Origin of the sequence: Arenibacter latericius DSM 15913 (assembly GCF_000424985.1) — a bacterium.
GTDB lineage: Bacteria > Bacteroidota > Bacteroidia > Flavobacteriales > Flavobacteriaceae > Arenibacter > Arenibacter latericius.
The window spans coordinates 26,515-38,137 of sequence record NZ_AUKX01000011.1; the positions used below are offsets into that span (position 1 = coordinate 26,515).

Genomic DNA, 11,623 nt, shown 5'->3' on the forward strand with positions numbered 1-11,623 from the left:
CGGTTAGGTACAATATTTTACAAAAGAAATCTAAATCTATGAAAAGGCATATACCAAACTTTATTACTTTGTTAAACGTACTTTGCGGTTGTATTGCAACTGTATTTGCGGTGAAAAATCAATTGGAGATTGCAGCCCTTTTTGTTTTTTTAGGGATTTTTTTCGATTTCTTTGATGGCTTGGCAGCCCGAGCCTTAGATGTTAAAAGTGAATTGGGATTGCAGTTAGACTCGTTGGCTGATGTAATTACTAGTGGATTAGTTCCTGGAATTGTAATGTATCAATTGTTGAGTATGGCTATCCATGGGGGGTGGAATACCGGAGCAACTTCCGTAGTAACGGAAACATTTACAGAAAGTATTTCTGAGATGTCATGGTTCCCTTTCTTGGGATTTTTAATCACTATGGGGTCCGCTTATCGCTTGGCAAAATTCAATATTGATGAAAATCAAACTTCCTCTTTTGTAGGATTGCCAACGCCCGCAAATGCCATGTTAATATTGTCTTTTCCGCTGATTCTTAGGTATCATAATAATGACCTCTTAAATGATATTATCCTTAACGATGTCTTTTTAATAGTCACAACATTGTTGAGTACCTTTTTATTAAATGCTCCTATTAAGTTGTTTGCCTTAAAGTTTGACAATTGGAGCTTTAAGGAAAACGCGTTGCGATATATCTTTATCGTAGTGAGTTTAGTGCTGATATTAACCATTAAGTTTATGGCTATCCCAGCAATTATATTCCTATATGTATTAAGCTCTATAGTAATTCAGTTAGATAGCAGAAAAAAAGTGGAATAGCTGTTATTCTTTAAAGATTTCTTGCTAAGAGAGATATTTCCTAGGAATAATATTAGCTAAATATGCTAAGGTCTAAGTGAGTATTTTAGTAAAGGGGCGGCAGACTATAAAAACTATTAAAAATCTAATTTCTTTTTACGGAGTTCAAAGTTTTGTCCCAGATATACTTTACGAACCATTTCATCAGCAGCCAAATCTTCGGGTATACCGGATTTTAAAATTCCACCTTCAAACATTAGATAAGAGCGTTCTGTAATAGCTAGTGTTTCTTGAACGTTATGGTCCGTAATTAAAATACCTATATTCTTATTTTTAAGTTGAGCTACGATTCGCTGTATATCTTCAACGGCTACCGGGTCTACCCCAGCAAAGGGTTCGTCCAATAAAATAAATTTAGGATCGGTTGCTAGTGCTCTAGCTATTTCAGTACGTCTTCTTTCTCCCCCAGACAATAGATCGCCCCTGTTTTTACGAATATGACCGAGGCCAAACTCTTCAATAAGGGATTCCATTTTCATCAACTGTTCCTTCTTACTTAATTTGGTTAGCTGTAATACACTCAGAATATTTTCTTCAATACTTAGTTTTCTAAAGACGGAAGCTTCCTGAGCCAAGTAACCAATTCCGTTTTGGGCCCTCTTGTACATGGGGAATTTGGTGATTTCCATTTTGTCTAGAAATATTTTGCCACCATTAGGTTTAATCAAACCTACGATCATGTAAAAAGAGGTTGTTTTTCCGGCTCCATTTGGCCCTAGTAAACCTACAATTTCACCTTGATTGACTTCTAAGGAAATTCCTTTAACTACTTGTCGTCCTCGGTAGGACTTCATTATATTTTCCGCTCTTAGCTTCATATTTTCTGTTGCTATTCCTCAAAACTAACGCTTATCTTATTCAGGGAAAAGAAATTGTAGATTTTTTAACCTTGTAATTCTTCTAGTGCTTCCCAATATTCATAAGCTCTACGTAGGTGTGGTACAACAATTGTACCTCCAACCAATGTAGCAATCCCTAAGGTTTCCATCACTTCTTCCTTAGTGGCTCCCTCATTATGTGCGCTTTCTAAGTGATACTTTACGCAGTCATCACAACGTAATACGGCAGAGGCTACTAAGCCTAAAAGCTCCTTAGTTTTAACGTCTAAGGCTCCAGCAGCGTATGCATTAGTGTCTAAATTGAAGATTCGCTTTATTAATTTGTTATTATCTCCCAAAATCTTTTCATTCATTTTGGAGCGATATTCATTAAACTCTTTAACTTGATTTGGCATTGCGTTTCATTTTTTTAGCTTCGTTTCTTAAGACTACTTTTGAAATATAGATGCTTACCTGATATAGTATCAGTATGGGGATTGCTACAATAATTTGACTCGCCACATCGGGAGGAGTAATAACTGCTGATAGGATTAATACTACTACCAAGGCTATTTTACGGTATTTGCGTAATACCTCTGGTGTAACTAGTCCAATTTTAGTTAAGAAATAGATAATTATAGGAAGTTCAAATATTAATCCACATGCTATTACTGCTGCTCTTACCGTTGAGATATAGGAACTTAGGTCTATTTCTCTTATTACAGTGTCGCTAATAGAGTAACCTCCTAGGAAGTTAATAGATAGCGGTGCTACCACATAATAACCAAACAATACACCCGTGAAAAATAGAGCAGAGGCTATAAAGATGAAGCCTCTTGCATTTTGTCTTTCAGAATCATAGAGTCCAGGAGCTATAAATTTCCAAAGCTCATAGAGCACATAGGGAAACCCTACAATAAAACCTGCCCAAATAGAGGTCCAGATATGTGCAGAAAACTGTTCAGACATCTGTCTACTTTGCACTGTAAACAACGGCTCGGCACTACAAAAAGCCTCGCTAAAACCTAGCATCTTAGATAGGTTACAAAAAACTTCATAAGTTGGGAATTCGGGCATCATTGGCCCAAAAATTACGGTGCCAAATATGAAGTCCTTCATTAAAAAGGCGATACTCCCTATTATTACAATAGCTAAGGTTGCACGTATTAAATGCCATCTTAACTCCTCTAAATGGTCTAGGAAAGACATTTCATCGGGGGTCTTTTTGTTTTTTGCCATTATAGTATTCCTTCTTTTATTAAATTATGTAAATGTACTATTCCTTTGTAATTGTCTCCATCCACAGCCAATAATTGCGAAATGCCTTTAGCCTGCATTAGTTCTAAGGCTTTTATGGCTAAAACATTCACATCTATCGTTTTTGGGGTGCTGCTCATAATATCTTTAGCAGTTAAGCCGTAGATGGTATCAAATTTGTTTAACATGCGTCTGATATCTCCATCGGTCACGATGCCTACAATCTTATTATTCTCCATGACAGCAGTGGCACCAAGCATTTTTTCTGAAATTTCTACAATTACAGACTTTACATCGCTTGTTATATCAACTTTAGGAACTTCGTTAGTAGTGGCTAGATCGCCAACGGTTAGGTAAAGTTTTTTACCCAATGCTCCTCCAGGATGGTATTTTGCAAAATCTTTACTACTAAACCCTTTTAGTTCTAATAAACATATCGCTAGAGCATCTCCCATTACCAATTGTGCTGTTGTACTAGTTGTCGGGGCCAGATTATTGGGACAGGCCTCTTTTTCAACATAAGTATTTAGTACAAAGTCTGATTGCTGTGCTAAAAAGGAATCTGTATTTCCGGTCATCCCTATTAGCTTGTTATTCCCGCGTTTAATTAAAGGAACTAGCATTTTTATTTCCGCGGTATTACCACTTTTAGAAATGCAGATTACCACATCGTTTTCCTGGATGGTTCCTAGGTCGCCATGTATGGCATCTGCAGCATGCATAAAAATAGCAGGGGTGCCAGTTGAATTTAGAGTAGCAACTATTTTTGAGGCTATAAGGGCACTTTTTCCGATACCCGAAATAATAACCCTACCTTTGGAGGTGCGTATGCATTCAACGGCTTTGGAAAAATCATCGTTTAACAGTGAGGAAAGTTGGTTTATTGCCTCTGCTTCGGTTTCAATTGTCTTTTTCGCTATCGCCAGAATAGCATTATGATTGCTCAAAATAATGTTAAATTATGTTGTGAAATTTCTATCGTAAAAGAAAGTATTATATTTAAAACTGTAAAATTACATAAACTAAAGTATATAGGATATATTTAAATATTAAGAATTTATTTCTGGACAATATTTAATTTTAATCTGAAAAATTACTTAACTTTTGGTGTGGTTGCCAAAAAATATGATGAAAATGGTAAAGTACGGAATGAGTATTGAAGATGTTGATTTAGCTGCGTCTCTAAAGAAGTATTTTGGGTTCTCCCAATTTAAAGGTTTACAAAAGGGAGTAGTAGAAAATATAATACAAGGGAATAACACCTTTGTAATTATGCCCACCGGAGGGGGAAAATCCCTGTGTTATCAGCTACCTGCATTAATGCAAGAAGGAACAGCGATTGTGGTCTCTCCATTAATAGCCTTAATGAAAAACCAGGTTGATGCCATCAGGGGGCTTTCAGAAAATGCTGGGGTAGCTCATGTTCTTAACTCCTCTCTTACCAAAACTGAAATTAAACAGGTTAAGAAAGATGTTAGCGAGGGAGTAACTAAGCTATTATACGTAGCTCCAGAGTCTTTAACTAAGGATGAGTATGTTGATTTCTTACAAGGTGAAAAAATTTCTTTTGTCGCCGTGGACGAAGCACATTGTATTTCTGAATGGGGACATGATTTTAGACCAGAATACAGAAATCTGAAATCCATTGTAAAAAGATTAGGGGATGGGATTCCTATTATTGCGCTAACCGCTACTGCTACCCCTAAGGTACAGGAAGATATAATAAAAAACTTAGGTATTGGAGACTCAAAAGTCTTTAAGGCTAGCTTTAATAGGCCTAATTTATTTTATGAGGTGCGCCCAAAAACCCAAAATGTAGATGCAGATATTATTCGTTTTGTAAAACAAAATAAAGGGAAATCGGGAATTATATACTGCTTAAGCCGTAAGCGAGTAGAAGAATTGGCCCAGGTGTTACAGGTAAATGGAGTTAGTGCAGTGCCTTACCATGCCGGATTTGATGCTAAGACCAGATCTAGGCATCAGGACATGTTCTTAATGGAAGATGTAGATGTGGTAGTTGCTACAATTGCCTTTGGAATGGGAATAGATAAACCCGATGTACGCTTTGTTATCCACCACGATATTCCTAAAAGTATAGAGAGCTATTATCAGGAGACAGGTCGCGCTGGTAGAGATGGTGGCGAAGGTCATTGCCTGGCGTATTACTCATATAAGGATATTGAGAAATTAGAGAAGTTTATGTCTGGCAAACCCGTTGCAGAACAAGAAATAGGGAATGCTCTTTTACAAGAAGTTGTTGCCTTTGCAGAGACCTCAATTTCCCGAAGAAAGTTTATCCTTCATTATTTTGGAGAAGAGTTTGACGAAATAAATGGAGAGGGAGCAGATATGGATGATAATTCTCGTAACCCTAAAGAAAAACAAGAAGCCAAGGATAATGTTCTTAAGGTGCTTCAAGTTGTGACTGGCACCAGTGAGAAATTTAAATCTAAGGAGGTAGTAAAGGCCCTAACAGGAAAGAGTAATGCTTTAATCTCCTCCCATAAAACCGATGAAAAAGAATTTTTCGGAATCGGAAAGGAAAAGGATAAAGGGTATTGGATGGCGTTGATTCGTCAGATGCTAGTAGCCGGTTTATTGAAAAAGGAGATAGAGCAATATGGAATTCTTCATGTTACTCCTGCTGGGAAAGAGTTTGCAGAAAATCCTACCTCGTTTATGATGACTATGGATCATGTGTACAATAAAGAATCTGATGATGCTATTGTAAGTGCAGCAAAAGCAGGAGGGGGAGTGGCAGATAGTAAGTTGTATGCAATGTTAAAAGACTTAAGAAAGAAGCAAGCTCATAAGTTAGATGTCCCTCCATTTGTAGTGTTCCAAGATCCATCATTAGAGGATATGGCCTTAAAATACCCAATAACCGTAGAAGAATTGGTTAATATAAACGGAGTAGGGGAAGGGAAGGCTAAGAGATATGGGAAACCATTTTTAGAGTTAATTGCTTCTTACGTTGAGAATAATGATATAATAAGACCCGATGATCTTGTTGTAAAAAGTACGGGTGCTAATTCTGCATTAAAACTATATATTATTCAGAATGTTGACAGGAAACTACCTTTAGATGATATTGCTTCCGCGAAAGGATTGGAGCTAAATGAACTGATAAAGGAAATGGAACAGATTGTATTTAGCGGTACTAAATTAAATTTAAGCTATTGGATTGATGATATTCTAGATGAAGATCAACAAGAAGAAATCCATGATTACTTTTTAGAAGCTGAATCTGATAATTTAGAAGACGCATTAAAAGAGTTTGATGGTGACTATGAGGACGAGGAGCTCAGGTTGTATCGACTTAAATTTATTAGTGAAGTGGCCAATTAGGCTGTGTTCACTATGCTGATATAAAAAATCCCCGCTTATTTAAGTGGGGATTTTTTTATATTTCTTAGTTTCTTCAATTTATTGTACAGAGGTTTCCAATAAAGTAAGTTTCATTTTATCGGCATCTAGTGAAGCCATTGTTCCTATTGGAAATGTAAAGTTATGATCTATATGACCAAAGGTAAGTCCGTATACGGCAGGAACATTTAAAGGGGCTATTCTATCCATTATAACCTCTTTCAGGGTGAAAGTTGTGGGGGCTGGAATGCGATCACACCCTTTAAATACCCCTAAGGCAAATCCAGCTGCTTTATGGAAGGTTTTGCTGTGAATCAATTGAGTAAGCATTCTGTCTATACGGTATGGTGCTTCTTCAATTTCTTCTAAACAAACAATGGCGTCTGTAAAGTCTATTTCATCGGGAGTGCCAACTAGCGCACTTACCAAAGTAAGACTTCCACCAACTAGTTTTCCACTTACTTTTCCAGGGCAGATAATATATTGGTCATATTCGGGTTTCTTAAACTCGGAATTAAGGGGGTATACTTTATTTTTTAGAGCTTGTTTTGCTCTAGTATGCATTACCACTCGCTTTAATTGAGCTATACTATAGTCATCCGTGATTGTGCTTCCCACTGGTCCGTGGAAGGTTATTAAGCCTGTTTTTTGATATATCCCGTTTAAAAGAGCTGTGATATCACTAAAACCGATAAATGTTTTTGGGTTATTTCTAATAATATCATAATCAATCATGTGCATAATGCGGGTACATCCGTACCCTCCCCTTGCACAAAGGATACCATCTATCTTAGGGTTTGCAAACATTTCGTTTAGGTCTGCAGCTCTTTCCTCATCTGTATTGCTAAAGTAACCATGATTGCCTAGAATTCTATCTGTATGATAAGGGATAAAACCCATTTTTATCAGTGTTTCCTTGGCTTTCTCTAATACAAATAATGGGATGGCAAAACCTGGAGCTACTAACCCAATAGTGTCCCCTTTTTTTAGTGCTTTTGCTTTAACTGATGATATGTGAGGTGCTGGTGTAGATGACTGAGATAATAATATAGATGGGGTCATACACGCCATTCCTACCCCAGTGGCTTTTTTTAAGAATTCTCTTCTCTTTTTCATAAAATTGGGAATATGAGCTAAAATAACAAAATTCCATAAAAAAAGGGGGGAGATACAAAGGTATCATCCCTCCCTAATAAGTATTGTGAGCTGTAAGCTTATTTAACTGGTTGATTGTTCTTATCCCCCGACCGTCTTAATTGTCTCTGAATTTTTTTAATTGCCGATTCTATAGATTTTTCTGGCTCTATGATATTATATTCTCCCCAAAATTCTGGATCGGAAAAGCCCGTTGCCTCATCATTTAATATAACCGATGATTTTAATCGATTTTTAAACTTTGGAATATCACCAGTGGTATTCTTTTCCCAATCCGTTACAGCCATTTCAGAGGTCATGCTATAAACAGAGTTAAACAGTTTGTCGTCCCAATTAATCTTAAATACCAATAACACATTACTATATCCATAGTACCATTTCCCATTCTTCTCCCTGTAATCTACTCTATAAGCAATATCTGTGGGCCACACATTTGCTTTTGCTGGCTTTTTACGGACAAATAATCTAGCAGCTTCTTCCTTGTTAGTTATATTTAAGGAAAATACGGCACTGGTTAATACTTTTCTTTCTCCATCTATATATAATTTACCTTGATATAGAGGTGCGGTTATGGTTTCTTTTTGCTTAAAATTTATCACATAGATTAGGCTGTTATTGATACGGGTATAATTTTCAAAACTAAAATTATAATCATCAAAGGTATCATCGCTGAAAATGTATTGGGGGTATTTTACCAAATCAACAAACAAGGTGTTAAATGGACCTCCCTGCAATTTCAAGACCACTGTATCTAATTTACTGTAATCCGTGCTTTTTCTAGATTTGTATAATGTTATGGCATCCCTTCGGTCTGTGTTATAAGGAGTTTTGTAAATATTGACAACCGCTTCAGATAGGGATACGTTCTTTCTTCTTTTTTTAATGGTTTCCCTGTAAAAGGCCGTCATTATAGTAGGTTCATCAAAGTAATTGTCGCCTCTTCTCTTTAAGGTTTCCCATACCAAAGCTTTGGCATCTTTGGGAATAGCAACACTTACTTCCGGCAACTCTATAGCTGAGGCTTCCAAAGCAATCCTATTTTTATTATTCTTTAATTGAGTTAAAGGGATTTTTGTAGTTCGGTATCCTAAAAATGAAATGATTACGTTACCCTGTGTAATGTCTTTTGGGATTTTTAACGAAAAGTCGCCCTCAGCGTTGCTTACGGTGGTAATATTAGAGTTTTCCAAGGAAATATTGGCTAATACCAAAGGTTTGTTGGATTGACTATCAGTTATAGTACCCTGATAGATGGTATAGGAGGTTTCTTGGTCCTGAATGTCTTGAAACATAGTGGTAGCCCATAGTTGATGAGTTGTTCCTAGAAACAACAACACCTGAAGTGTCACCACTATTATTCTTGTTCTTATATTTATGGTTATTTGTTGCATAGAATACTTTTTTTAAAATCAGTATTGTAAAATGTCGAGATTTGCTATCTAGGATTTGAGTCAATCAATTTTGCTTCCCTTCATTGATATTAGTTGATAAGGTCTATTGATTGTATCCGAACACAAGAGTGGAGAGATTGAAGATTAAGTTATCGCCAATGTCCTAATCTGGTTGTTTATTTTAGTATTACTCATTCTTACGTTATAACGAGTATTTTTCCAGATTTTAGTTAAAGTTATATTGCTTAAATGAGGAAGCTTCCTATTTCTAAGATAATGAATTTAAGTGAATTACCCTAAATTTATTTAAACTTAATTATGGAGGGAAATGGTAGCTATAGTACCATAGTTCAATGAGAAGGAGGGGAGCATAGCTTACCTATTCCCATTCTTCTAAATTTATTAATCAACCGAAGATCAAATTCTTAGGACGCAGCGTTTAAGGATCTAAGTTTGTGTTTTAAGGGTTTAATTTTCTTAGATCAAAGATGTCTTTTCTTCTGTCTTTTAAATTTCTGACACTTCCAAACTGATTTAATTCTGTTAATAGATCTAAATCTAGATCAACTATTAAGATCATTTCGGTATTTGGCGTAGCTTCTGCCTTAATTCCATTGGCGGGAAAAGCAAAATCACAAGGGGTGAATACCATGGATTGTGCGTATTGGATATCCATATTGTGTACCTTGGGTAAGTTACCTACACTCCCTGCGATTGCCACATAACATTCGTTTTCTATAGCTCTTGCTTGGGCACAATTCCGCACTCTAGAGTATCCGTTTTGGGTATCTGTTAGAAAGGGAACAAAAAGTATGTCCATCCCTTCATCGGCAAGGAGTCTGCTTAATTCTGGGAATTCTGAGTCGTAACAGATTAGGATACCAATCTTACCACAGTCTGTATCAAATGTTTTTAATTGATTACCACCCTGCATCCCCCAAACCCGTTCTTCATCTGGAGTAACGTGTAATTTTTCGTATCTTTCTTTAGTACCGTCTCGTTTACACAAATAACCTACATTATAAAGCTTGCCATCCTTTACTTCTGGCATGCTTCCCGTAATAATATTGATATTATAGGATATGGCTAATTCGGAGAATTTCTGAACTATGGTAGAGGTGTGTAAGGCTAGATTACGAATAGCTTCTGGCTCTGATAGGTGATTGTCTTCAGCCATCAAAGGGGCATTGAAAAACTCTGGGAACAACGCGAAATCTGAACGATAACTAGAAACAGAATCGATAAAAAATTCCGCTTGTTGAAGTACATCTTCCAAGTTTTTGTATGGCCTCATTTGCCATTGTATTAGACCTAATCTAACTACCCTTTTATTGGTGGAAGGTTTTTTATTTACTTTTTCATAATAAATATTGTCCCATTTTAATAGTACAGCATATTCATTGGATGCGGCATCACCCTCCAAATAATGTTTTAAGATCCTAGTAGGATGAAAGTCATTTGAAATTTGGAAATTAAGTACAGGGTCGTGAATCTCCTTACTCTTCACTTTTTCTATATACGCTTTAGGAGTAAGCGTATCCATATATTTGTGGTAGTTGGGTATTCTTCCGCCAAAGGCAACCCCTTTTAAATTTAGGCGTTCACATAGATCTTTCCTATAATCATAGAGTCGTCTTCCTAATCGCATACCTCTATACTCGGGTTTTATAAAAACGTCTATACCGTATAATATATCCCCATCCGAAGAATGCGTGTTAAAGGTGTAATCTCCGGTAATCTGTTGGTAGGTATGTTGATTGTCAAAATCGTTATAATTAATAATAATGGACAGGGCGCAACCAGCAATTTGGTTATTCACCTTAATAACTACTTGCCCTTCTTGAAACCGCTTAATTAGCGTTTCTATCTGATGCTCTCTCCAATAAGAATGAGGCATAGTAGTATAGGACGCAATCATAGCGGACTTTAATTCCTGATAGTCATCCAAGCTTAAATAGGACAGTTCTATGTTCTCTATATCCTCTATGTTTATTTTATTGTCCATTATTTATTTGTAGTAAGGGGAATGTTAGGGTTTTGGTGTTTTAGTGGAAGTATTAACCATGGTGGTTATTTCCTGTAGTTCCTTATCGGTTAAATCGCGCCAAGTACCTACAGGTATATCTAACTTAATGTTCATAATGCGTATCCGTCTTAAGGAGGTTACGTTGTAGTTGAAATACTCACACATCCGCCGAATTTGTCTGTTTAGTCCTTGGGTTAGGGTTATTTTAAACTCAAATTTACCAAGCTTCACTAGCTTACATTTTTTGGTCATTTGGCCTAAAATAGGAACCCCATTACTCATGTTTTCCAAGAATTCTTCGGTAATAGGACGATCTACGCTAACGATATAATCTTTTTCGTGATTATTGCTAGCACGTAAAATTTTATTTACAATATCCCCGTCATTGGTCAATAGAATTAGCCCTTCACTAGGTTTGTCTAACCTTCCAATTGGAAATATTCTACTTGGGTAATTAATGAAATCTACAATATTGTCCTTTTCTCGTCTTGTATCAGTAGTACAAACAATACCGATAGGCTTGTTAAACGCAATATAGACAGGTTTGGCCTGTGGTTCTGAAATGAGTTTTCCGTCTACACGTACTTCGTCTCCCTCAGAAATTCTAGTGCCCATTTCCGGTACCTTGCCGTTAATAGTAACCTTACCTTGATCTATTAGTTTGTCTGCTGCTCTTCTAGAGCAGTAGCCCATTTCACTTAAATATTTATTTATTCGTGTGCCTTCCTTCTCTTTCATATCCGCTCCTTAAGCCCAATTTGAGTA

At 36.5% G+C, this 11,623-nt stretch carries 10 protein-coding genes; 2 read left to right on the forward strand and 8 right to left on the reverse strand.

All coding sequences use genetic code 11. The features are described 5' to 3' along the window. Positions 1–38: 38 nt before the first annotated feature. Positions 39–803: a CDP-alcohol phosphatidyltransferase family protein gene (locus H344_RS0106825; RefSeq protein ID WP_026809631.1), complete on the forward strand. Its 765-nt coding sequence runs from the start codon at positions 39–41 to the stop codon at positions 801–803. A 116-nt stretch (positions 804–919) separates the two neighbouring features. On the opposite strand, the gene lptB is transcribed toward H344_RS0106825, so the two are convergent. The 4 genes from lptB to H344_RS0106845 all read right to left on the reverse strand — a co-directional run bounded on the left by lptB (position 920) and on the right by H344_RS0106845 (position 3,864). Continuing rightward, positions 920–1,660 (reverse strand): LPS export ABC transporter ATP-binding protein, encoded by a 741-nt coding sequence (gene lptB / locus H344_RS0106830; protein ID WP_026809632.1) that lies wholly within the window; start codon positions 1,658–1,660, stop codon positions 920–922. A gap of 65 nt (positions 1,661–1,725) precedes the next feature. Further along, positions 1,726–2,076 (reverse strand): carboxymuconolactone decarboxylase family protein, encoded by a 351-nt coding sequence (locus H344_RS0106835; RefSeq protein ID WP_026809633.1) that lies wholly within the window; start codon positions 2,074–2,076, stop codon positions 1,726–1,728. After that, entirely contained in the window at positions 2,060–2,899 is an 840-nt protein-coding gene (tatC, locus tag H344_RS0106840) for a twin-arginine translocase subunit TatC (protein WP_026809634.1), read from the reverse strand. The genes H344_RS0106835 and tatC overlap by 17 nt, the downstream gene beginning before the upstream one ends. Then, positions 2,899–3,864, reverse strand: coding sequence for a KpsF/GutQ family sugar-phosphate isomerase (locus H344_RS0106845; protein WP_026809635.1), 966 nt, complete (start codon positions 3,862–3,864; stop codon positions 2,899–2,901). Before H344_RS0106845 ends, tatC begins: the two co-directional genes overlap by 1 nt. Before the next feature lie 187 nt (positions 3,865–4,051). On the opposite strand from H344_RS0106845, the gene recQ reads away from it, so the two are divergent. Beyond that, a complete protein-coding gene (gene recQ, locus H344_RS0106850; RefSeq protein ID WP_394330140.1) occupies positions 4,052–6,268 on the forward strand; it encodes a DNA helicase RecQ in 2,217 nt (738 codons plus the stop codon). 78 nt (positions 6,269–6,346) lie between these two features. On the opposite strand, the gene H344_RS0106855 is transcribed toward recQ, so the two are convergent. From H344_RS0106855 to rluF, 4 genes are all read right to left on the reverse strand, one after another. Beyond that, positions 6,347–7,402 (reverse strand): S66 peptidase family protein, encoded by a 1,056-nt coding sequence (locus H344_RS0106855; protein ID WP_026809637.1) that lies wholly within the window; start codon positions 7,400–7,402, stop codon positions 6,347–6,349. Between the two features lie 98 nt (positions 7,403–7,500). Continuing rightward, a complete protein-coding gene (locus H344_RS0106860; RefSeq protein ID WP_026809638.1) occupies positions 7,501–8,832 on the reverse strand; it encodes a carboxypeptidase-like regulatory domain-containing protein in 1,332 nt (443 codons plus the stop codon). Positions 8,833–9,292: 460 nt separating this feature from the next. Further along, on the reverse strand, positions 9,293–10,837 hold the full coding sequence (locus tag H344_RS0106865) for a carbon-nitrogen hydrolase family protein (protein ID WP_026809639.1): 1,545 nt from the start codon (positions 10,835–10,837) through the stop codon (positions 9,293–9,295). A 24-nt stretch (positions 10,838–10,861) separates the two neighbouring features. After that, on the reverse strand, positions 10,862–11,596 hold the full coding sequence (rluF, locus tag H344_RS0106870; RefSeq protein WP_026809640.1) for a 23S rRNA pseudouridine(2604) synthase RluF: 735 nt from the start codon (positions 11,594–11,596) through the stop codon (positions 10,862–10,864). Positions 11,597–11,623: the final 27 nt, after the last annotated feature.

Bases quoted from the DNA above. Each gene is read 5' to 3' on its own strand.
- H344_RS0106825 (WP_026809631.1), top strand. From the start codon at position 39: ATGAAAAGGCATATACCAAACTTTATTACTTTGTTAAACGTACTTTGC.
- lptB (WP_026809632.1), bottom strand. From the start codon at position 1,660: ATGAAGCTAAGAGCGGAAAATATAATGAAGTCCTACCGAGGACGACAA.
- H344_RS0106835 (WP_026809633.1), bottom strand. From the start codon at position 2,076: ATGCCAAATCAAGTTAAAGAGTTTAATGAATATCGCTCCAAAATGAAT.
- tatC (WP_026809634.1), bottom strand. From the start codon at position 2,899: ATGGCAAAAAACAAAAAGACCCCCGATGAAATGTCTTTCCTAGACCAT.
- recQ (WP_394330140.1), top strand. From the start codon at position 4,052: ATGGTAAAGTACGGAATGAGTATTGAAGATGTTGATTTAGCTGCGTCT.
- H344_RS0106855 (WP_026809637.1), bottom strand. From the start codon at position 7,402: ATGAAAAAGAGAAGAGAATTCTTAAAAAAAGCCACTGGGGTAGGAATG.
- H344_RS0106860 (WP_026809638.1), bottom strand. From the start codon at position 8,832: ATGCAACAAATAACCATAAATATAAGAACAAGAATAATAGTGGTGACA.
- H344_RS0106865 (WP_026809639.1), bottom strand. From the start codon at position 10,837: ATGGACAATAAAATAAACATAGAGGATATAGAGAACATAGAACTGTCC.
- rluF (WP_026809640.1), bottom strand. From the start codon at position 11,596: ATGAAAGAGAAGGAAGGCACACGAATAAATAAATATTTAAGTGAAATG.